Source organism: Rhizobium favelukesii, from assembly GCF_000577275.2.
In the GTDB taxonomy this organism is placed as follows: Bacteria; Pseudomonadota; Alphaproteobacteria; order Rhizobiales; family Rhizobiaceae; genus Rhizobium; species Rhizobium favelukesii.
In genome coordinates, this window is sequence record NZ_HG916852.1 from 1,667,835 (window position 1) to 1,689,302 (window position 21,468).

The following is a 21,468-nucleotide window of genomic DNA, read 5'->3' on the forward strand; positions in this document are numbered from 1 at the left end:
GATTTAGCCCTCCGTGGTACAGGTTAGGGGACCATGTTGTACCCAAAACCGCACAAGCGCTTGCGTTTCTGACAACCGCTTATTTGCTTCCCTTTTTCTTCTTCGCTTCGTCAGAAGCACGGCCGGCCTGATAAGAGGTGCGGCCGAGGATACGGGTTTGCGTCGGCGAAAGCGCACCGGCGGCTTGGCCGACCTTGTACGCTGCTTCACCCATCAGGCGAGGTGAGGCGGCGGGGAGCGCCGCGAGTGCCCACGGGTTAGCCGCGTAGTATGCTGCCGCTGCCGCGCTTCCCGGCCCGAGGATGCGAGCCAAGCCAGTCGGCATAGCGCTGCTCATCGACGCACCCGCGATCTGTCCCGGCAGGTTGGGACGCTTTGCCGCCAAGTCGTTCACGAGCTCGCCGCGCCGGCCGAAGTTGGTGTTGACGTTGTTGCGCTGCGACGACAGGAGCTTGCGAAGCGTCGTGTTGTCGTTGGCGTTGTGGACTGACAGTTCCTTCTCGATCTGTGTCAGGTCACGCGAGCGGTTGGTGTAGCCGAGGAGGCCCGTGCGGTAGTCAGGGTGACGGGTGGACACCGTATCGATCAGCGAGCCGCTGATGCGGTTGGCGATGCCCTTGGAGAACGAACCGCCGGCAGATTGGCCGATGGCGTCAATACGGCGCTTCAGGCTGTCGAGCCCGCGTGGTGTCAGGTCGCCGAGTTGGTTCGCTTCGTTGACGACGCTGTTGATCTGGTCGAGCGTGCTGGCGGCTTCCGCGTCGTTCGCGATCTTGCCAGTTGGGTAGACCTTCGCCCTTTCGTTGGCGATCTGGCGCGTGACATCTGTCAGGGCCAAAGGCTGAGTGTCGCTGAAAACGTGGTTCATATCCTGCACGTACTGAGCGCCACGATCGTCACGGATTTCGCCGAAGGCTGCACGGGCGTCGTCAACGATGTCCTGTGAGTTGCCGGCGCCGCGAAGCTGCTCCAGCGCCGCACGGTTGCCCTCGCTGCCTGCGCGGGTCAGTTCGCGGATAGGAGCGTCACCCACGCCCGTTGTCACGCCGAGGACGTGCGCCGCGCCGCGCCCTGCGGCCCTAGCGACAGGAGCCGCGACAGCCGTGCCAACACGTGCTGCCGCGCTGACAGGATCAACGATCTCGCCTGCCTTGGCGACCAAGCTGGCTGCTTTGCCCGCGACGCCGGGAGCCCGTACCGCTGCACCGCCGCCAAGAGACATGACCGTGCCCAGGTCTGACAGAACACCAACAGGGTCTTGAGCGACGGCGCGCTTAAAGCCTTCCTCGCTGCCATACCTGTCAGTGAAGAACTTGCCCACGGAGTCAGCGGCAGTCTGATCCATATCGCCGATACCGGCCTTGGCGGCTACGCCACCCGCCACCTGACCGAGAGCTTTAGCCGTGTCGATCGGGTGAAGGAAAGGTTGCGCCAAATCCGAGCCCGCCTGCTTGGCACTCGGGATGAGGTTGTTGAGCGCCTGTCCCGGCACGTCGCCCCAATCGAGGTTGTCAGCGGCCGGCTTTGCTGTCTGCGTGCCAGCGGCCGGCAGAGACGCGGCAATCTCGTCTACTGCCGAGTTCTGTTCTTCGGGGGAGAGCTTCAGGAATTCGTCGCCAACCGTTACGCGCTGGCCGTTGATCGTGAGAGTAGGCATTATTGACCGAGGCTCCAGGTTACACCGTTCTTAGTCTTGTTTCCTGCGGGCGCCGCCGTGGAAGCGTCGCCAGCGGGGGCGGCGGGTGCCTGAGCCCCCGAGCCCGTCACGCGATCGTAAAGCGAGCGATAGTTGCTGTCCCAAATCTTGTCAGGGGTGAAGGTGACAGGACCGCCGTACTCCATCTGACCGCCGACTGTCAGGCGCTTAAGCTGCTCGTTTGCGCGCACGCCCGCCTCAATCTTGTTCTTGATGTAGCGGCGCATGTTGTCACGCAGCGTTTCGGGCTCCAGATTTCCGCCAGCAAGCGAAGCCTGCATCCGCTTCAGTTCTTCATTGGAGTCGTTACCGCCAAGCTGCTGCATACGGCCGAGCACAGCGTCCATCGTCGCGGCGTTGACACGCTCCGAATTGAGGATTTTGTCACGCTGGCCCGTGTCAATGCCGAAGGCTTCGAGGAGCTTCGAAGCGGCAAGCTTCTGCTCGCCGATGGCGCCCGAGAAAAGCCCGCCGTCGATCGCGTCGAGTGCTTCCTGACCCTGCGCGACGGCCTGCGGCGTGGCGTCAAGAACCGGGGCGTAGGTCTTGTTGAAGTTCTGCCGGTTTGCGAGGCCGACGCCGCGTGTCACGGTCGAGCCGTCTTGCAGCGGCACGGCTTCGGAGTTTGCCGCCTTGGCCTTGGACAGCACGTCGAGAGCGCCGTCAGGATCGCCCGCGTCGAGATACAGCTTGTAGAGCGACTGTTCGCGATCGGTGGCGAAGTTAGAAATGTCCTGCCCGCGCAGTGCTTCGAGGGAGCTCGCGCGACTGTCACGCTTGCGCTGCGCTTCCTGCGCCTGACCGTTCATAAGCCGTGCCTGCGCCTGCGTGTAGAGCGACTTCGTGGGGTCGCCCGCATTGCCAAGCTGAGACAGGATTTGCGCACGCTGCGCGCCGCTCATCGACTGGCCGGCGGCGAGGAAGAGTGCCGACATATTGCGCAGCGAGTCCATACGGGCGTTGTAAACGTCGCCCTGCGGCGCGCCTGTATTCGGATCGGTCGCGGTCGGGTCTTGGGGCTGCTGGAGACCGGAGAGAATGTTCTGAAAGTCCATTAGAGAAGTCCCTTTGGCATGGGGAGACCAGAGAAGCCGTCAGGGCGGTGCGAAACACCGCTGAGAGACGCGGGGTGAATTTCCGGCGAGCCGGGTCCGGCGAAAGCGGCCGCTACACTGCCGAGCGCCGACAGGAAGCCCATCGTGTCAAACGCCTTCTTCGCGTTCGGCTTCGTCGCTGGCACAGGGCCGGTTTGAGGAAGCTGCGGGAAGTTCGGGCCTTGCATGGGCGCGGGCTGGTTCGGTCCCTGCATCGGCGCCGGCTGTTGTACTCCCGCAATGGCCGGGGCAGGCCCGACAGTACGCGGCGCGTCGAGCGGCGGCATGGCTGGCGCCGGGTTCTGCGTGAACTCGTCAGACATAACGCCCGAGCGCTGGTTCGGCGCTGCGGGAAGAGGCTGCGTGGGCGGCTGCTGCGGCGTCATGTCAACGGGTGGTGACATGAGGTTGAAGCTCTGCGGCATGATATCGCTCATCGTCCACGTGCGCGGATCACCTTGACCCGGCTGCTGCTGCGACTGCTGCATGGTTTCCGCACGCTGCTGCGGGCTCGGATAATTGCGCAGAAGAGCGGCTTGCGCGGGGGTCAGGCCAGCCGGCGCCGAGCTTGCGTCACCAGTCGGTGACACTTGCGGAGCCGTGCCCATATCAGCCGGGACGCCCTGAGTGGGCTGGCCCACGCCCTGCTCAAATCCCTGCACGTTGTCGCGGAAACCGCCGATGTCGCCCTGAAGCAGGCGGTCGATTAAGCTTGGCATTTGCTGTTCCCCTAGCGGGTCTGACGTGTTGACTTGATGCGAACTGGCTTGCTCCGCGACTGCGTTTAGGGCCGGCTCCTGCGGGAGTTCGCCAGCATTCGCTTGGCTGACGAGCATCGAGCCGAGGCGAGACAAGAAACCTTCCGGCGAAGGCGTAGGAGCCCGAGGCGTTACGTTCTGCGTGTTGACAGTCTGGACGTTCGCGGGGGTATCACTGGAAGCCTGAAAGCGGCTGGTATCCTGCGGGGCTTCACGGGTGAAACCCTGAGAAGGAATGTCGGATGGCTCGCCCCCACCAAGGAGGCTCTGAGCCTTAGCGCGGTGGCCTGCCATCTGATTAGACCACTTGTCAGAGACAGAGCCGGGAGCTCCACCATTGTTCGCGTCGCTCGCGTTGTAGCGGCCGGGGCGACCAGCGTTGACAACCGAATAGGCGTCGAGTCCTGACATGCCTGGCTGCCAACCGTGAGCACGGAAATACTTCGCCACCGCACCGTCGGCGCCAAGCTGGCTCGACCGGGCGGCGTCGTTGCTGGAGAGGTCCACGCCGTATTCGGCCCGCTGCGGCTGACCGAACTGGATAAGTCCTTCGTGCTGGCCGTACTGCGTAGTCGGGCCGCGCTTCATTGGATTGAAGGTGCCGCCAGTCTCATATGACATGATCGTGGCGAGGTCTTCGGGGTTCATCCCGAGAGAGTTCGCCGTTTCGATGATGCCGGAACGGAGGTTGTCAAGAAAGGGCATTAGGCGCCTCCGCCAAACCCGAGGTTGGCTTTGATGATCTTGTGCCCGCCGATCTCGCGCACGGAGCCGGGCCATTTCTTTTCGACTTCCTGCGCCATCGGGCCGACGACCTTCGGGGTGTTCTTCGGGTCGCCCTTGTAGCGGTATGCATAGATTGTCAGGCCGGTCTCGGGGTCTTTACCGAGCTCTTCGATGTCAGTCTTGTCACGCTCATCGGAGAGACCGCCGAGGAACGGCAGAATGCCGAGGAAGCCGCCGATCGCTGACATACCAGTGTTGCCACCGCCGCTCGCGGTCGAAGTCTGCGACTGCGTGCCGCCGTAGGGTGTTGCACCGAGGGCAGCGAGACGAAGGTTAAGCTGCTGGAGCGGATAGTTCTGCTGCTCCTGCCACTTCGCGTACTGCTCCTGAAGACCCTGCTGATTGGTCTGCTGCTGCGACTGGCCGAGTGCTGACAGAAGCGCCGAGTTCTGGTTTGACAGAGTGTTGCCGGCGGTCGCAAGATCGCCAAGCTGGCCGGCGGCTTGGGTGCGGATTTGCTGGCCCTGAAGATCGCGGTTGGCGTCGTTTTCCATAAGGCCCGAAGCCGTGTCAAAGCCCTGCGCGCGAATTTGCGCTGACAGATCGCCGACCTGACGTGCGTTTTCAGCAGCGGCGACGCCTTCGGCCACACCTTGGCGAGAACCACCGAAAGCGCCGGCAGAGATCGCGGTGTCACCAATCGTATTCAGGTTGTTCTTGAAAGCGGTGCCTGCGTTGTCAACCGCACGGCTCTCGACCTGATCCAGATAGGGGTTCATGTAGTCGCCGACGTTTCCAGAGAGGAACGAGCGCGGTGTGTAGGTCGTGGCGGCTTTCGTCGCGTCCACGGCGCCGTTCATCGTCGGAAGCCACGCGTTTGCGTTCTGGCTGGCGTTCGTGTTCGCCTGCTGCTGAAGATCGGTCTGGCCGGCTGTCACGCTGCCGTTGTAGCCCTCATACGGACGGGAGGCGAGATCGTTCGCGATCTGCAAATTCTCCTGTCCGGCCTTATCCACCCAATCGGGAAGCTCGGTCTTATTGATGGTCGTCTGCGTGCTTGGGGAGCTTGCCATGCGTGTTTAGTCCCAATGTTCGAGAGGAAGATGCCAAGTTTCGTACCACTTGGACCACCCGCGCTTTTTCAGATGAGGCGCCCACCCCGGCCGCATTAGCCCCTGACATTCTGTCAGGCCGTTCTCCCGTGCGAACTCAACCATGTCGGGCTGGAGCGCGAAGACATCAGCCATCTTTCCAGCGGCCATGTAGATGTTGAGGAACCGGCGGCGGGGGCTGACACAAATCTCTGTCAGGACCAATGCACGGTCATTCCAGAAGGCTTGCAGCTTTCCCGCACGGAGATCGGCCTTGATACCTTCGAAGTCCTTGTCAACCCAAGGAAGAGCCAAGCCCTTATGGAGCTTGGCGAGAATTTCATCAGAGGCGGGATTTGCCATCGTTGACCTCTGTCGTCAGGTTGCCGCTGTCATCAACACGGACATTGAAGCTCTTGCCGCTAGGGGAGAGCAAAATGATCCGATCGATAGCTTCGTCTTTGGAAATCAGGGGGAGGAGCGCCCGCTTCAGGGTCTCCACGAGGCTTGTCAGGTAATTTGACAGTTGGCCCGGCGGAGTGGGGGGCGGATTAAAATTGACCATATCAGAACAACTCCTTGTGTTCAAGACACAATTTAGCGGCCAGAGCCAATCGACCAATCAAGGCGAAGCTCGCCCATGCTCCAGTCTTCGTCTTTGGTCGCCTCGAAACGCACGCGGATGTCACGGCCGCTGACACGGGCGTCGGTATACCCGTCGGGGCGAGGGCTGTAGGGTCCGAACTCGCGGCCAGCGCCTTCAGGGGCGAGGTTCGTGTAGAAACGGAGGCGGAGGCTGTCATAGCCCGCACCGTTCGCCACGAGGGCCTGTTTGATATCCATCGTGCGAGCGCCAACCCCGAGCGTCAGCGCCGAGGTTTCCGCGTAGACGTTGCGGCCTTCGCCTGACCAGCCGTCCTCATGGCGGTAGACGAAGTTGTCTTCGCCGGCCATGTAAGGGAACCTGTCAGCATCCGCGCCAACCATAGCGGAGCGTGCCAGCGAGCCGATCGCCCACCAACCCTCGATATAGTTGAACATCACGTAGCTATCGCACCGACCGCCGCTTTCCTTCGACGGGTAGAAGAACCAGATTTCAGGGTAGACACCCATCGAGCCGCCGTGTGCGTAGACGCGGAGATAATTCAGGTCCGCACGGGACATGACGTAATCCCAAACAGGACAATCGAGCGTGCGGATCGTGCCGCCGTCGAACATTTTGAAGCCGTCAGGCGACCACCAAAAGACGTTGCCGTTGTCGTTGACAAGCGTGTCAGGATTGAGCAGCCGCGACTTGCCGAGCCACTGCCGGCCGTAGACGTAGGGGAGCCCGACGTACTGCATGAGGAACACGTCAGAGGACGAAAAGACGAGGGTTCCCGCACGGCTGTCGATGGCCTTCAGGAGCGGAGTCGAGGTTTCGAGATCGAGATAACCCGCCGTGTTTGTCGTGCTGGCGAAGTTCCAATCGGCGTTGTTTTCACGCGAAGACCAGCCTACGCGACGTGGATTGCCCCCGACTTGGAGAAGCATCGCGTGCCTTTCGGGAGTCACATGCACCGCCGCGTTCTTGACCGGCGCGCCAGCAATTGCCGTGAAGGGGTTATTCGCGTTCGTCACGTCGTATTGGTAGAGCTTGCCATCAACCGAGAGAACCGAAAGCATGTCCTCACCCCAACGGGCCAAAGACCAGTAGGGGGCGGTGATCTGCATATTGAAGGAAGGCAGGGCGCGGGCCGTACCGAATGCCTCTTTGCCGAACGGGCCGACACCAAAGCCAGTGTAAGCAGCCGCCGGCAGGCTCGTGACCAAACCCGCAGGGGTTACGTCAACGAAGCTGCCGTCATAGTTCGAGAAGATTTTCTTGTCAGTCGCTGTCATGATGAAGCGGGTGTTGTCATTAGCCCGCCACACGTCAAGTTTGCGCACGCGATCGGCAAAGGCCGTCGCGTGGATTTTTGACCAACCGCGAATAGGTTCGAGAACCCCGTTCCTCCAGCGGACGAGGTTCGTATCCCACCAACGGCCTTTAGCGTCGAGCGGGGTTGCTCCGCGCACGACGCCGGGGGGAATTTGAACCGGGAGCAGATCATTCGCCATTACTTGAGCGCCCCCGGAATGGTGACACCGCTCTTGAGCGCGATGGCGAGCACGGCGAGGATGACAAAGCCGAGCACGAGCCTGACAATCCATGTCAAGCTGTCGTTGATCTTGGTGACTTTGCTATCCAGGTTGGAGCTCATCGTATCGACCTTCTTGTCAAGGTCGTTGAAGCGCTGGTCGAGGTGCTTGCGCTGCTCCTCGGCGCGAGCGTTGGCGATGTCAAGCTGGATGCGCCAATGCTCCAGCGTGACAACGCGCTCGTGCAAGGCCGTGGTTTCATTGTCGGGCATTAGACGGCCTTTCCAAAAACGCTTTTGAGGGTGTGACCGCCGCCGTAGATGACGAGCCAAATTCCGCAGAACGAAATCAGGGTGTCGTAGGGCACGGCGGGAAGGGCGGATTTGAAGGCCGCGTTGAGGAACGGCAGGATCGTGGTGTTCCAAGTCCACATCCAGATCATCAGCCACGACATAGCCGGACGCCATGCCCACGAGAACCAGTTGCCACGGGCATCTTCGCGGGCGAGCAGCCCATCGCGTCCTTGGACAAGAAGGGTGCTCATCTGAGCTTCTGTTTCCTTGACAGCAGTTGTCACGGCGTCGGGGTCGGAGTCGTGGGCTGCCTTAATTGCTTCGGCCGTGGGCTCGACGCCGAGCTTGCCAGCGATCGTGTCAAGAACCTGCCCTGACAAGTCCTTTGCGAGCCCGTCGGGAAGGGTGTCTGTCAGGAGCTTTTTCAGGATCGGCGCACCGATCTGAGCGAGGATTGGGAGGAGGATTGCGATAGGCATTCTTAGACCTCCTCCGCGACGCGGGTGTAAGCCGCAGCGCGTTCCTTGTCATGGCGGGCCTTCCACGTGAGGTAGACGGCGACGCTAACACCTACGGCGATAAGGCCGAGGATGCCCCACGACAGGTATTGATCGACGTTATGGGGCACGGTGGTTGATGCCGCACTGGCGGCGCCCGTGGTGCCCGCAGCCTTCGTCTTCAGAGAAGCTTTGCCCGCAGCCTTGTCAGCTTCGGCGAGCAAGGCGCCCTTCGTAGCCTGGCTAGAGCCGAGCGCCATCTTGACAGCGCGAGCTTCCACGTCGGCGACGCGGCTCGACCAGCCCTTACCGAAGGTCTTGAAAGTTGTCAGGCCCTTCAAGAATGACAGGCGCTTGGCGGAGAGCTTCTGAATTGTCTGGACAGCGGTGCCGCCGACAACTGACAGGAGGGTCTTCTTCGCACGGGCGGGGCCAGAGTTGACTCCGTAGTCCCATGTCACGAGATCGACGCCCACGGCGAGCGTGTCACCGCTGACAGCATCCCAATAGTTCGCCTTATAGATAGCGAGCATTTCAGTTTTTGTCATAACGAAGACAGACTTCTTGGCGAGCTTCTGAGAAACGCGCCACGCGTCATAGGTCGCCTGAGTGACGCCCCAACGCGTTTTACCGCCGGGATCGGCGGGGTTGTTCACGTCGCCGCCTTCCCACTTGAGGGTGATCGCGAGGCAGTTTTCATAATTCGTTTTCATGATTGTTTCCTACCATAGTTGTTGTGTTTTAAACACAACATTAGGTGCGAATAATGAAGTTGACAGCGACGTTTGTCGGGCGAGTCTCCGCGCCGCCAGTGTTGGCCGTCGTGAAGGTGTGGGTGTGGTCGCCGCCCGTGTTGATCGTCACGTTGTGGGTGTGGGCACCGGCCGCGTAGGCGACGCCCGTGACAGATACGTTGTGGGCGTGATTGCCTGCGTACTCAGTCGCGCCAGCGTAGTTAACATGCCAGTCACCGCCAGCACCGGCATTCCACGGCTCTACACCACCGGGAGCCGGCGCGTGGGCGAGCCCGTGGGCGTGATTGCCCTGCGCGTCGGTCGCGCCGTTCGCAGCCACCGAGTGGGTGTGGCTCCCTTGAGCATCAGTGGAACCCGTATGGGTGTGCGCGCCGCCGGCTACCGTGGTGCCCGTGTGGCTGTGCGCCCTAATGCTGTCAGCTTGCGTCGTGCCAAGCACGCGGCCGGTATCCACACCCTTGCCCGCGTCGAGGCCGCGAAGGAACTGAGCACGGAGATCGGGCACGTTGAAGGTGGTCGTACCATCACCCGCGCCGAAGCCCGTGCCGATGACAGCGTAGAGCGCGGCGTAAGTCGTGCGGCTGACAGCGGCGCCATTGCAGAGGAGGAACATTGAAGGCGCAGAAGCCCCTGCATAGGGGAAGACAGCGCCAGTCGGCACGATCGCGCGAAGGACCGTATCAAGCAGGTCGGAGTTGCCGTTGAGCTTGCCGCCCCACGTGTCAATACTGAAGCCCTGCTCGGGCTTGGTGAAATTGAAGTTCGTTGTGAATGCGTCAGCCATTAAGGGTTGACCTCCGTCCAGATCGAGGGGTTGTCAGGGATCGAGTTCCAAAGCCCGCGACCGCTGAATGTCAGGTTGGTTTGGCCCACGAGATTGAGGCGCAAGGCGGTCTTCACGATCGCCGCGAAGGCAACATCCGACTGCGCTGACCACGTCGCGGATATCTGCGACTTGGTGTCACCGTTTGCCGCGAAGTTGCCCAAAGCCGCCATGTCAAACCGGTCTGTGATCAAGTGGCCCACGAGATGAGCGGCAATGAACTCAGCGCGGGTCGAGTTGAAATCACGGCCGTTCGACGTGCCGGCGGGCGGCGCGATATGCTTGAGGCTGTCACGCGCTGACATCGACGCGTCGGCGAGATCGAGGACTTCATCAACACCCGGACGCTTCGCACGGATCAGCGCGTTCAAGCTTGTCAGTTGCGAGAGATTGCTGTCAGTGCGTGGCGTCTGATTGGCGACCGTCGCCCAACTGTCGGTGCTCGACGTGAAGGGTCCGATCGTTGTCTGCCAAACGTACTTGTTGGCGATGTTCGGCTGGATGAAGATGTTGCCGTAGAGGTTCAGGATATCTGAGATAACCCCGCCCGTCCGCAAGTCCTCAAGGCCGAAGCTTACGACAACATCGGTGAAGCCAAACACCGCGAGTATCGTGTTGACCTTAGCCAACTGGAACTGGAACTGCTGAGCGGACTGCGCGCCCATAGCGGTGTTGACATAGGGATAACCCGGCTTGTCAAGCAGGCGTTCGAGCCAACCCGAGCCACCCTTCACACCGACACTTGTGTCATCGCCAGTGCCATACGTCGGCGCGTCGCCAAGTAGGACGAAGCTACGCACGGCGTCGGGGACGGCGTTGACAGTGCCGAAGATTGCGACAGAGCCGATGGTGGCGTTGATCGCCGACGGAACGACACTACCGCTGTTGCCGAGATCGCCGCCGCCGAGAGCGTCGTCAATGCCGAGTGTCGTGAAGTTGGCCGGCAATAGGATGACAGGGAAAAACTGCGTCGTCTGGAGGCTGACAGTACGCTCCCAAAACTTCGCACCCTTAGGGATCGTGAGCCCGGCCACCGGGTCCGAAACGACCTGAGCACCTGGCTGAATTGTGACAGAAGTCGCGCCGCCCCACGTGACAGGGTAGAAGACGCCAGCAGGGTATTCGATGAAGCGTTTGATCATGACAACGGACGAATTTGTCAGAGCGCCGGCACTGAAAAAGTAAGCCACGTCCACGGTCTGGAGGTCGCTGATATCGCCCGCCGGGTGGGCATAGTGGTGCCGCCTCCCGGTAAACGTTCCCGCGAGTGACCAAGCCGAGCTTGGAACGGCGCCACGATTGGCGGCGAGGGTGTTAGACACCGTCATCGGCCTAATCCAACGAGAGCGTCAGGTTGCCGATCGGCAGGTAATAAACATCGCCCGCCCCGACATCTTTCGGGTAGGCAAGGCTTCCCTGCGCGAGCATGTTGCCGCCCGTGGCAGCATCAAAGATTGCGCCGTGCGTGACAGTTGACCAGCCAACGCCCCCGGCGACGGGAAACACAACTTCGGCGGAATTGCTGGCGACGTTGCCGGCGACCGAGAAGGCGACAGCTACGCGCGTGTAGCCCGTACCCGTGACTTCGATACCGCCGCCAGCATCGTCAGTAGGAGTGACGAAGAGGGCGACATAAAGCGTTGCCGGCTTAGTGTAAGGCACGCCGCCGAAGACGTGGCCGAGGATTTTGTTTTCGAGGTAGTCGGTGAAGCTTGCCATGTCTTTTCCTCAATCGATTGTCAGAAACACAAGTGATTAGCCAAACGACTTGAATTTGGCTGACAGCTTGCCTTGGGGGAAAGATGCGCGGTCGGCTTCCAACTGCATCTTCATCAGGATTTCGTCGGAGAGCGCCTTCCACATGGGCAGGCGTTCATCGTTCTTCAGATAAGGTTCCGCCGCCGCGAGCGAGCCGTACAGATAGAGATCGGGGCTCTTCAGCAGCAGCCAATTCGTGCTGGTATTGCCTGCCAGCGACGGGACGGAGGCGCGATAGATCAACTCAACGTCTGTGTCCCCACCCGGCGACGGCATCAGGAAGAACTTGCCATCCATATGGGTGTAAAACCTCGGTGCGAAACCTCCGGCACGGAAGTCGCGGCGCAGTTCCAGGGACTTGGCGACGCTGACAAACTCCAGCGGCTCGGGGTCAACAGTACGGAAAAGCCCGATCGTCTCGCGCCAATCCGCCGGCACGACAAAGTAGTCATCGTCAATCGTCGCGGTGGCGCGCTTCACCATGTCATGCGTGCGGAGCTCGCGGCTGACACGAGCTTCGAGCAGCCTGATAAAAGACGGGATACGCGCGGCGATATCTTCGCGGTTAAGCCAGTCAGCGATCTCGACCGTCAGCGCGCCATAGTTCTCAAAGGACATTAGATAGTCCCTTCACGGGTGCGGAAGAAACGGTTGTCAGGATCGTTGAGCCAACGCTTCATCGCCACGGGGTCGTTGGTAAGGCCCTTGCGCTTGAGCTCGAAATAGACTGTCAACGGGATCGAGGCGACCTTGACCAGAGTTTCCTTGCCGCTGCTGCCAAGGGCGGCGGATTTCTGCATTTCGGCCTTGTTCGCCTCAATGATTGGCGTGGTTTCCTGCACCGTCTGGATGACGAAGTTCTGCTCATCTACGCTCGGGTCGTAGTGGAAGACATTGGAAATGCCTGTCAGCGGATCATGGGAGAGGAGTTTCTTCATGATCACACCTTCAGGGCGTAAGACACGCTGTTCGTGAATGCCGTGCAATTCAGGCGCACGGGGACGCCGCCAGCGTCGATCACAAACTGCTCACTCGCGGTCTTGTCAGCGAGCTTGCGCCAGTTCGTACCGTCTACCTGCCATTCAACAGCGACGGTCGCGGCGCCGGCAAATGTCAGGTCAACGTAGACCTTATTGCCGACGACTACCGGGCTTTGGCCGGTCGCTGCGAAAGTGCCTTTTTCGATCATTCTATGTCTCCTAGAAGGCGAGCGCCGCCGCCATTGAAGCGGCCTTGACTGAGTTGGGGTGGGTGCCGTCGGTGGTCGGCGGGAATGCACCGCCCCAAATGTCGCTGTCACGGGCTGACATGGCAGCGTCGGCGGCTTCGAGCACGGTGTTGACGTTGGCGGGTTTCGCGCGGATTGCCGCATTTAAGGGGTTGAGCGCCGCCATATTGCCGTCAGTCTTCGCGGTCTGATTTACAGTCGTTGCCCAACTGTCAGTCGAAGAAGAACGCGGCGTGATGGTCGTCTGGTAAATCCTCTTGCCGGGGACGTACCCGTAGATCGTCTGTTGATCGGCGAGGATTTGCGCCTGCGTCCTGCCAAGGCGGAGATCATTGACACCGTATTCGACAACCGCGTCAGTGAATGACATCGCGGCGAGCAGAGATTGAACGCGCGACGGTGAGGATACCAAGTCCGCTGCCTGCTGGCCCTGCTTCGCGATTTTCAGGTACGGGTAGCCATGAACGTCGAGAGCACGGCCGAGCCAGCCATTGCCGCCCTTCGGGCCGACGTTGGAAATGTCGCCTTCGCCCCAAGCGATGCTGTCCCCGAAGATCACGTAGGACTTAGCATTCGGAGCGGCGATATCACCAATCATGACAGTAGCGCCGAAGGTGGTTTGCGTGCTGGTCGCGGTGATTGTGCCGCTGTTGCCGAGATCGGAGGCGGAGTTGCCATCCGAAACACCAAGCGCCTGCGAACTCGCCGGCAACTGCTGGAGGGGGAATAGCGAAACAGTGTTGGTGAGGTTGACCGTGCGCTCCCAAAACTGAGCGCCTGCCGGGATCGTCAGATTGATCGGGTCGGAAACTACAGTCGTGGTCGAGAGCGTGACAGTCGGCTGACCGCCCCACGTTACCTGCGTAAAGACGCCGGCTGGATACTCGATGTACCGCTTGATGATACGCGTTGCCGCCTGATCGGCGGTGATGCCGGCAAATACAAACGTGCAATCGACGGTCTTGAAGTTGGAAACGTCGCCGTCAGGGTGCGCGTAGTGCGCGCGGCGAGAAGTGTAGTTGGGAGGCACTGACCCCGTAGCGGTCGGCGCTAGGAAGCGATTGGCGATAATGCCTTGCGTAATCAAAGGCGCAAATGGATCACCCAACGGCTTGAAAAGCGGGCTGCTGAGAGGCGACAGGATCGAGGAGCGGAGAGCGGCCATAGCACCACAAGCAGTTGGGAAATACACAAGTTGACAGGCAGAGTCCGAGCCCTGCCTGTCAGGATTGTCAGCGACTAGAGAAGGTCGCGAGCGACGCCGTGGGCCTTCTCGGTCTTCACTTTCAGACCGAACTCCACAAGGATCATCTTGCGGTCGCTATCGCCGGTCTTGGCGAGATCGTTGGTCTTGAAGTCGCGGAGGTAAGCAACCTCGGCGTATTCAGGGTCAACGACGTAAGCCAGATCAGCCGGCATGAAGCGGTTCGGCACGAAGGTCACGGCACCGAAGTCACCGACGTAAACGTCAGCGGCGCCGATGATCGTAGCCTGCTGCTCGCCCGAGATTTCCTTGCGGACTTCGGCGATACCAGCGAAGGTCGAAGCGACTGTCTTCTGCTTCGGGCCGACCATTACCATGTCAAGCGAACCGCCTTCGGCCCAAACCTTCTGCATGACGTTCTTCAGGATCGTCTCGGTGAAGGCGCGATCGGTGCCGCCCGTGTAGGGAGCATTCGGGAAGCCGTCGGTGCCACCAGAGAACGTCGGATCAACGCCGTCGCCAGCCTTGTCTTGGTTGGTGACAAGGAACGCGCCGAAGCCTGCGGTCTGGCGGGCCGTGGTGCTGTTGCCAGCAACGGCAGACTTGGCGCCGACCAGACGGACTTCCATGTCACGCTTCAGTTCGGCCGAAGCCTTGGACATTTCGTAGGCGAGCTGGCCCTTGATACCGGCCTTGTCAACGGCTTCGGCGGTGCCAGAGACACCGACGACCTTACGCATGATCTGCGTGTAGTTGCCAAAGCGGCTGGTCGGCGCACGGGCGTCGTTCGGGGCGTCATCGCCATCGACCTGGGCGTTGTCACCGTTCGCAGCAGCGAGGGCGTCGGTCTGCCATTCGAAGTAGGTGTTGGACGCCTTGCCACGACCGATGTTCGACATGAACGGCGTGTCTTCCGGCGTGATGTTGTAGATGATGTCCGAGAGGTCTTCGCGGACGGCCTTGGTTACGCTGTAGCGGTTGACGGTATTTGCTGGTGCAGTCACAGGCTTGTTTCCTTAAAACAATTGCTCAAAGATGGTGGCCGCGTCACGGACGCTGCCGGTTTTGGCAAGACGCTGCTTTGCGCGGGTGAAATCGGAGGTCTGGCGGGATTTCTGCTGCGGAGCCGAGCCAGCGGCGATCGGCTTCGGACCATTGGACGGGGCGGGCTTGGGCCGCTTAGCCATCAATTCATCGTAGCGGCGCGCCTTATCGAGGGCGATGATCGCGCGATGGTCATAGGTCTGCTTCAGTTCGGCCTCGGAGAACCCGAGAACCTTGCCGTAGTCGATCAGCTTTGCCCTGTCAGCGGCCCACGTCTGCGGGTTTTTCCACTGCGGGTTCGACTTCACGAGTTCGGCACCGCTATTCCGAATGGCGTGCGCCATTTCGGCCTTTGCCTCGTTTTCACGGACAGTATTCAGGCGTTCCTGTTCCTGCTGTGCGGCGGTGATGCGATCGTTCCGCTCGCGCCAGAGGCGTTCCTGCCTGATGTATTCCGTGGGATTGTCAGCGAGTGCATCCCAATCCGGTTCGGCGAAGCCCTCTTTGAGCATATCGACCAGCGCCGGGAGGAGTTGCGAGTATTGCTGCCGCTCCAGTTTCACTGCATGGACTTCCGGCTCGAAGGCTTTCTTCTCGTCGGCGAGTGCCATTTTGCTGCGCGTGTAATCCGCTGTCCGCGAGTACCCCGAGAGCAGTTCCTTCAGTTCAACCGTTTCTTCCTTGCCGTTGATTTTAACGGTGAAAGATTGGGGAGCTTGGGGAGCCTGATCGTCGTCGGTTTCGTCGTCGGCGGTGGCGTCATCAGCAGCGTCACCGTCTTCGTCAGTCACCGTTTCGTCGTTGTCAGCGTCCAACGTGAGGTCGGGTGTGCTGTCATCTTCGGTGTTGTCAGAAGGTGGCGTCTTGATCGCTGCGTCATCTGCCGCAGGCGCCTCGACCGTATCTTCGGTCTCGGCTGCGTTGGAAGCGGGTGCTGCTGGTGAAGCTGGCGGGTTGTCCGCAGGCGCGGAGTCCAAATATGCTTCGAAGCGGCTTGCTGCTTCCGAGAGCCCGATGCTGTTGCTTGTCGGATTGCTCATTGAATACCTCGTTTGTGTTTAACTGTCAAATAGTTTCTTTTTACACAAGTTGGCAAACAGGGCTTAGCCCTTCTTGTTGAACTTGCGCACGGCGGCGTCGGAGGCAAAGCCTTCCAGTTCATTGCGGAGAGATCTGACAGCTTGGAAGCGGTGCCAAGCCGAAACGCGCTTGTCATGCTCCTGCGACGTGGAGTCTGCCCAATCTTGGAAGGCCCTGTCAGCGATCGACTTCAAAGCCTCTGTCAACACCGAGTCATTGAGGAGTGCCTTGGCACGGGTCGAGCGGGTCTCGAAGGATTTAGGGTCAGCCATTACATCGGCCCTCCAGCCGGCGGCGCGGTCGGCGCCTCGGTTTCTTGTGCGTTGGCGTTGTTGTCAGCTACAGTGATTGCGGTTTCCACAAGTAAACGCTGACGATCCATGCGTGCTTGGATGCCTGCCATATCCACCTGCGCGCCGTACTTGGCCTGAATTTCGAAGGCCCGAAGATAAGCGTCCACTTCCATCTGGTCGCGCTGGCGGTCGTCTTCGAGCTTCATGTCACGCTCTTGAAGCGAGAGCTTCGCGCGGTTGATCGCGATGTCAGCCATCGTCTTCTGCTGCTCAACCTGCGCCAGAATTTGCGCCGGGTCCGGCTTCTGGTTCTGCTGCATGGACTGCTGCATCTGCTGGAGAGCTTCGGGCGTGACAGCTTTGTAATAGGTCTCGGTATCCTTGAACCCGTTGAGTTCGAGGATTTTGGCGAGGGTGGCGCGGAACTGTATGAGGTCAACGAGCGGGTTGGTCGGCCCGAGCGTTGTCAGGATTTCCTTCTGCTGCATGGCCGTCGCCATCAGGACGGCAATCTTGTCATTCTTGTCACCCATGCCGAGGCCGACGTTCGTGACAACATCCATGTCAGCATCCCAACCAGTGGGATTGACATCTACCCATTTGCCACGGAGGCGCACCGTGCGGGGCTTGTCTTGGTTCTGCGTGACCATCTTCAGGATGCCACGGAACATGCGTTTCATGCCGCCGTCGGCGAAGAGGCGGGCAACCATTTCAAGGCGAGCTTCGGCCGCGCTGACAGTCGCTGTGACAGCGGCCTTTGTGGTGGACTGGAGCACGTCGGCGTCGAGCCCCTGCGTTGCGCGGGAAATGCCCGTGCGCTGCGCGCGGGTGTCGTCAAGATAGGCGAGGATCGGGAGCGACTGCTGACCGACGAAGGGCTGCGCGAGAGGCACCACGGCGCCGGGGTTGCGCATACGGATGATCCCGCCCATTTCGGTGTTCATCGCGTCGTCAAGATTGACCTGGCCCTCAACCACGCCGAGGCGCGGGTGAATGGTCTGTGACAAGCTGTCAAGCGTGTTACGGACGATGTTGGTCTTGATGCGCTGGATGTCCATCACCTGATCAGCAATGGAATTGCCGATCGCGGTGTGCGGGATCGGCGAGGGGCAGAAGATCGCGAAATTGACATCGCTCACGATTTCGTCGTCAAGGATGTAGCTGCCGTCCTGACCGATCGAGCAAATCTTGTGAAGCTCGGCGATACCGTCGCCATCGGCGTCCATCCTGACAAGGAGCTCGTAGTAGCGCACCGTCATCATGGAGGGGTCGAGCTTCGTGTAATCGAGGTTGTTGCGCTGCTGGAGGGCAGGGTTGCGGGCTTGGCTCTCTTGGTTCAAATCCATAAGCGGCTGCGGGTCGCCGTTGAGCAGAACCTCATCAAGCTCGTAGCCCATCGCGACAAGATCGCTGACAAGCATGTCTTTGCGCTGGCCGATCAATTCCGCGGTGTCTTCGCACCGGGCGTTGCGGGCGATCAGAAATTCCTCGGGCGGCAGGGCTTCGACCACGAATTTCTTGTCAACGGCTGTGCGCTTGAACTTCGCGTTGTAGGTCGCCGGCTGCATGATCGGCTCGCCCGTCTGCGGGTCAACCTCGTCAAAGCCTTCCTGAAGAAGCTGATCGAGCTCGATAAGCTCCATGCCATCTTCATTTTCGAGAAAAGCCAGTTGCTCTTCGTCAAGGTGCTCGTAGGACTCCTCGGAAACAGTCTCGATCTTATTGACGTACCACTTCGCGATCCCGGTCTTGCGCACGAGCCCATCTTCAAAAAGGCTGTAGAGGACTTGGGCGCCGTCGTTCTCGTTGTAGAAGATATAATTGACGTAATCGGTTGACTGCTCGGCCTGCTCTACCGCGTCGGCGCGGCGGGGGGCGTACTCAACCACGTTCTCAGTGCTGAGAAAGACGCGCAGCAGACTCGGCATCATCGCGAGCACAACGTCACGGACTTCTGTCATGATGATCTGTGAACGGCCGTCTTCCTCGTTGCCGAGCGGTTCGCCGTTGAAATAACGGGTCGCTTGCTCGCGCTCGGGAGCGATCATGCTGTCAATGAAGTCCTCGCTGTCACGAACAAGCAAGGCCACGATAGAGCTCTTCTGGATGTCAGTCAGCGCCTCGCCCTGCTTCCGGCGGGAAACCTCGGGCGCGAGGTTGCGCTGTGTCTTTTTAGCCATCCTGACAAGCTCCTAATAGTTAGCCGATTGGATAAGTATGCCCTACCATGTACTTGTCAGAAACTCAAGTTGTTGCGTTTAACACAACAGCTTTGACAGGCCCGCCCGAGTGAGCGTCAAACGTGACAGCGATTGACACGGCGGTCTCTGCATCGCACCCGGCGGCCATTGCCCCCTTGGCGAACGCGTGGCCCGAGCCAACCGCGAAGAAAGGCCCTTGGATTTCGCAGGCGGTGCCATGCTCCAGAATGTACGCGGTGCCGTCAGGCTGCACCCAAATGACAGAGTTGTCCTCGCCGAAGTCAGGGATTTTGCCCCGGCAGTGCTTCTCCTCTGCCCATACCTTCAGGGTCGGCAGCGCGGAGGTATCCCCACAGAGGCCGACAAGATCGCCCCGGCTAGACTTGAAGACCTTTGTCACAAGACCCTGAAGAGAGCCGTCGTATGTGACACGGCTGTCGCCGGCCATTACACCGTCACGGTACGCGATCGTTGTCATGTCAGATGATCCCTTTGATGCTGCGCTTGAGCGGCTGGCCTTTGACCCACGATGACGCACGGCCACCGATGAGCGCGGCTTCACCCGCGAATGTCAGGCAGAGAGCGTCGGCCAAGTCGGGCGAGCGCATGCCGCGCTTTTTCATGTCGCCCTTGCCCTCGACCTTGAGCTTGCCGTTTGAGAGGAAGGTGTAGGTTGGCGCGACCAGTTCTTGGCGGAGCTCGTCATGCTTCGGGATGTGGACGGCGCGTGTTGCCAGCCAGTCGCGGGTTGTCAGCCAGAGCTCGTCACGGAGTTTCGCAGCCTGGGGATTGAACGCGGCGACTTCTGACACGTTCACGTCGCGGACGTTGACACCGAGCTCGCGCAGGCGGTCGGCGACGCCGGCCCCGAGACCGATCGAGTCCACGCAGACGATCTCGGGCTTGTCGATCCGCCAGTCAGCCATGACCTTGCCGACGGTTTCCATCAGGTCGGCGCCGTTCCATGACTTGATCTCGGCCATGACGTTGCCGCGCCTCTTGACGAGTACGGTCCTGTCATCCCCGAAGCGTGCCACGTCGAGCCCGTAGATCAGCCCCGTGTTCGGGTCAGGAACCACGTCGCGGCTCATGGCGCTGTCAATCAGTTCAGCAGGGATGAGCGTGTCGTCTTCCTTCAGCGCGAACTCGCCCAAGACGCGGACGCGGAAAGCGTTCGAAGTCTCGCCGTAGGTGGTCGAAATCTGGCGCACGAAGTCCTCAGACACGAGCGGGTTGGCCGTGCAGGGGACGTGGAAAGTCTTCCACTCGCCTGACAGGCGGTGGTGTGACAGGAAGAACAGTCCCGAGTTACGGGTAGGGTTCCCAATCAGGACTGTGCTGGCCGAGTGGCCTGACATCGAGCCGGCGGCGCTTTCATAGACCTGCTCGGGAATGGCGCTCGCTTCGTCACAGATCAGCAGCACGTTTTCGGAGTGGATACCGGCGAGTGCTTCCGGCCTGTCAGCCGAGCTCGTGCGCGCCGAGATAAACGATCCTTCCGGCGAGGACTTCAGCACGATCCTGTCAGAAAAGGCTTCGATCGTGTCGCGCAGCACGGCGGGGAGCTTGTTGATCCAAAATTTCAGTTCGGAGAAGAGCGCGTCGAAAAGCTGGCCGGCGGTCGGTGCCGTGCAGACGGTCTTCTGCGGATAGCGTGTCAGCATGAACCAAATCATGGCCCACGAGCAGACCGTTGATTTGCCGACACCGTGACCAGCGCGGACGCTAAGACGCCGCTCGCCTGCTGCGAGGGCGCGCAGAAAATCTTCCTGCCACGGGAGCGGGTCAGCACCGAGAACGTTCCGCACGAAATCGACCGGCTTATCTTTGTAAGCGTCAATGAAAGCGGCGTAGGCGGCTTTAAACTCCTCAGCCTTTGGAGCCTCGGGCGCGGTAGTCGCGCTGTCAGGCTTGGGCTCGGTGCTGTCTAAATTTTCTATATTTTTTTCGGACAGCGGTCCCTCGGCAGACGGTTCCCCGGAGGGGGTAGGGTTCTCGCTTGGGAACTCATCAAGCTGACTTGTGATTTGCACAAGTGCATCTTGTTTTTTTTGAGCAGACGCTTGTTCACGACGCAAGCGCTCTTCCTCGATTGCGCGTATCTTTGTCAGTTCATCGGTGAGCCTGGCTGTCTCTTTAAAGACTACGCGCTCCTGCTCGCCGAGCTTGGTAGCCGCACGCTTCAATTCCAAGCGGCGTGCTTTTTCCTCGGGCGTGAGCGTCCTGCGCTTGACCGGGCGGCGGGGGGCCTTTTGGGATTTTTCTGCCATAGCGGTAGAGCCTGCTAATATATAGATGTGCTCCCGTGCGGGGGCACGGGCGGGGGGGTCGCGGGCGCGTCGCTGACAGGGCTGACAACGGCGCTTGTCAGCGCTTCAAGGCTGGTTTCGGGCTGTGATTTAACTAACTCTTTAGGCGATGACGCTAGATTATCCAATGGTTCCAATGGGTTATGATCTATCGTTGGTCCAGCCTGTACCGTAAGTGCCCGCAAAGCCTCTAGCTGTGAGGCTGCATTGCTGACTGTCAGATTTATGTTGGTGGTTTGAGCGGCGGGCCTGCCAAGCGTGTTAGCCATAATGAGCTCAATCGCACGCAATCGGGTTTCGGGCTTGTCAGCCGTCTTAGCTATGACAGCCAATTCGCGAACGCCTTCAACAAGCGAGTTCTCTAAGACTTCCCTTGCTCTTGCGATTGACATTGTGCGTTTGGCGCCGCGTGTCACATTCATAGCTTGCTGTTAATCCTCACAAAACTTAGCTGATTGGCAAACTATCAAATCGCTTGAGAAAAAAACAATGCTATC

At 60.2% G+C, this 21,468-nt stretch carries 23 protein-coding genes; all 23 read right to left on the reverse strand.

Annotated features, from left to right (window positions below):
* Positions 1-79 precede the first annotated feature (79 nt).
* The 23 genes from LPU83_RS46695 to LPU83_RS46805 all read right to left on the reverse strand — a co-directional run bounded on the left by LPU83_RS46695 (position 80) and on the right by LPU83_RS46805 (position 20,932).
* Positions 80-1,657, reverse strand: a complete 1,578-nt coding sequence (locus LPU83_RS46695; protein WP_051509075.1) for a hypothetical protein — start codon at positions 1,655-1,657, stop codon at positions 80-82.
* Positions 1,657-2,751 (reverse strand): hypothetical protein, encoded by a 1,095-nt coding sequence (locus tag LPU83_RS46700; protein ID WP_037069403.1) that lies wholly within the window; start codon positions 2,749-2,751, stop codon positions 1,657-1,659. Before LPU83_RS46700 ends, LPU83_RS46695 begins: the two co-directional genes overlap by 1 nt.
* On the reverse strand, positions 2,751-4,253 hold the full coding sequence (locus LPU83_RS46705; RefSeq protein WP_051509076.1) for a hypothetical protein: 1,503 nt from the start codon (positions 4,251-4,253) through the stop codon (positions 2,751-2,753). The genes LPU83_RS46700 and LPU83_RS46705 overlap by 1 nt, the downstream gene beginning before the upstream one ends.
* On the reverse strand, positions 4,253-5,347 hold the full coding sequence (locus LPU83_RS46710) for a tail fiber domain-containing protein (RefSeq protein WP_037069407.1): 1,095 nt from the start codon (positions 5,345-5,347) through the stop codon (positions 4,253-4,255). The genes LPU83_RS46705 and LPU83_RS46710 overlap by 1 nt, the downstream gene beginning before the upstream one ends.
* 6 nt (positions 5,348-5,353) lie before the next feature.
* The gene (locus tag LPU83_RS46715) at positions 5,354-5,728 is read right to left on the reverse strand and encodes a hypothetical protein (protein WP_037069410.1); all 375 of its coding nucleotides are present in this window, start codon (positions 5,726-5,728) and stop codon (positions 5,354-5,356) included.
* On the reverse strand, positions 5,709-5,930 hold the full coding sequence (locus tag LPU83_RS46720; RefSeq protein WP_037069413.1) for a hypothetical protein: 222 nt from the start codon (positions 5,928-5,930) through the stop codon (positions 5,709-5,711). Before LPU83_RS46720 ends, LPU83_RS46715 begins: the two co-directional genes overlap by 20 nt.
* Before the next feature lie 32 nt (positions 5,931-5,962).
* Entirely contained in the window at positions 5,963-7,465 is a 1,503-nt protein-coding gene (locus LPU83_RS46725) for a hypothetical protein (protein ID WP_037069416.1), read from the reverse strand.
* Complete coding sequence (locus LPU83_RS46730; RefSeq protein ID WP_051509077.1) at positions 7,465-7,758, reverse strand: hypothetical protein; 294 nt, start codon at positions 7,756-7,758, stop codon at positions 7,465-7,467. Before LPU83_RS46730 ends, LPU83_RS46725 begins: the two co-directional genes overlap by 1 nt.
* Positions 7,758-8,258, reverse strand: coding sequence for a 3TM-type holin (locus tag LPU83_RS46735; protein ID WP_037069419.1), 501 nt, complete (start codon positions 8,256-8,258; stop codon positions 7,758-7,760). The genes LPU83_RS46730 and LPU83_RS46735 overlap by 1 nt, the downstream gene beginning before the upstream one ends.
* Positions 8,259-8,260: 2 nt before the next feature.
* Positions 8,261-8,989, reverse strand: coding sequence for a glycoside hydrolase family 108 protein (locus LPU83_RS46740; RefSeq protein WP_051509078.1), 729 nt, complete (start codon positions 8,987-8,989; stop codon positions 8,261-8,263).
* Between the two features lie 40 nt (positions 8,990-9,029).
* Positions 9,030-9,815, reverse strand: a complete 786-nt coding sequence (locus LPU83_RS74045) for a tail fiber protein (protein WP_051509079.1) — start codon at positions 9,813-9,815, stop codon at positions 9,030-9,032.
* Complete coding sequence (locus tag LPU83_RS46750) at positions 9,815-11,182, reverse strand: hypothetical protein (protein WP_037069422.1); 1,368 nt, start codon at positions 11,180-11,182, stop codon at positions 9,815-9,817. Before LPU83_RS46750 ends, LPU83_RS74045 begins: the two co-directional genes overlap by 1 nt.
* A gap of 4 nt (positions 11,183-11,186) precedes the next feature.
* On the reverse strand, positions 11,187-11,573 hold the full coding sequence (locus LPU83_RS46755; protein ID WP_051509080.1) for a phage tail fiber protein: 387 nt from the start codon (positions 11,571-11,573) through the stop codon (positions 11,187-11,189).
* Between the two features lie 36 nt (positions 11,574-11,609).
* On the reverse strand, positions 11,610-12,230 hold the full coding sequence (locus LPU83_RS46760; RefSeq protein ID WP_037069424.1) for a phage adaptor protein: 621 nt from the start codon (positions 12,228-12,230) through the stop codon (positions 11,610-11,612).
* Positions 12,230-12,550 carry a hypothetical protein gene (locus LPU83_RS46765; protein WP_037069428.1) on the reverse strand — a complete coding sequence of 107 codons (321 nt, stop codon included), beginning with the start codon at positions 12,548-12,550 and terminating at the stop codon, positions 12,230-12,232. The genes LPU83_RS46760 and LPU83_RS46765 overlap by 1 nt, the downstream gene beginning before the upstream one ends.
* 2 nt (positions 12,551-12,552) lie before the next feature.
* Complete coding sequence (locus tag LPU83_RS46770; RefSeq protein ID WP_037069431.1) at positions 12,553-12,801, reverse strand: hypothetical protein; 249 nt, start codon at positions 12,799-12,801, stop codon at positions 12,553-12,555.
* Positions 12,802-12,811: 10 nt separating this feature from the next.
* The gene (locus LPU83_RS46775; RefSeq protein WP_037069434.1) at positions 12,812-14,005 is read right to left on the reverse strand and encodes an SGNH/GDSL hydrolase family protein; all 1,194 of its coding nucleotides are present in this window, start codon (positions 14,003-14,005) and stop codon (positions 12,812-12,814) included.
* A 74-nt stretch (positions 14,006-14,079) separates the two neighbouring features.
* Positions 14,080-15,048 (reverse strand): DUF5309 domain-containing protein, encoded by a 969-nt coding sequence (locus LPU83_RS46780; RefSeq protein WP_037069437.1) that lies wholly within the window; start codon positions 15,046-15,048, stop codon positions 14,080-14,082.
* Positions 15,049-15,060: 12 nt separating this feature from the next.
* Positions 15,061-16,128 carry a hypothetical protein gene (locus LPU83_RS46785; RefSeq protein WP_037069440.1) on the reverse strand — a complete coding sequence of 356 codons (1,068 nt, stop codon included), beginning with the start codon at positions 16,126-16,128 and terminating at the stop codon, positions 15,061-15,063.
* Positions 16,129-16,191: 63 nt separating this feature from the next.
* Positions 16,192-16,440, reverse strand: a complete 249-nt coding sequence (locus LPU83_RS46790) for a hypothetical protein (RefSeq protein ID WP_037069443.1) — start codon at positions 16,438-16,440, stop codon at positions 16,192-16,194.
* Positions 16,440-18,641 carry a portal protein gene (locus tag LPU83_RS46795; RefSeq protein ID WP_037069446.1) on the reverse strand — a complete coding sequence of 734 codons (2,202 nt, stop codon included), beginning with the start codon at positions 18,639-18,641 and terminating at the stop codon, positions 16,440-16,442. Before LPU83_RS46795 ends, LPU83_RS46790 begins: the two co-directional genes overlap by 1 nt.
* A 64-nt stretch (positions 18,642-18,705) precedes the next feature.
* Positions 18,706-19,140, reverse strand: coding sequence for a hypothetical protein (locus LPU83_RS46800; RefSeq protein WP_037069449.1), 435 nt, complete (start codon positions 19,138-19,140; stop codon positions 18,706-18,708).
* Between the two features lies 1 nt (position 19,141).
* Entirely contained in the window at positions 19,142-20,932 is a 1,791-nt protein-coding gene (locus LPU83_RS46805; protein WP_037069452.1) for a terminase large subunit domain-containing protein, read from the reverse strand.
* Positions 20,933-21,468: the final 536 nt, after the last annotated feature.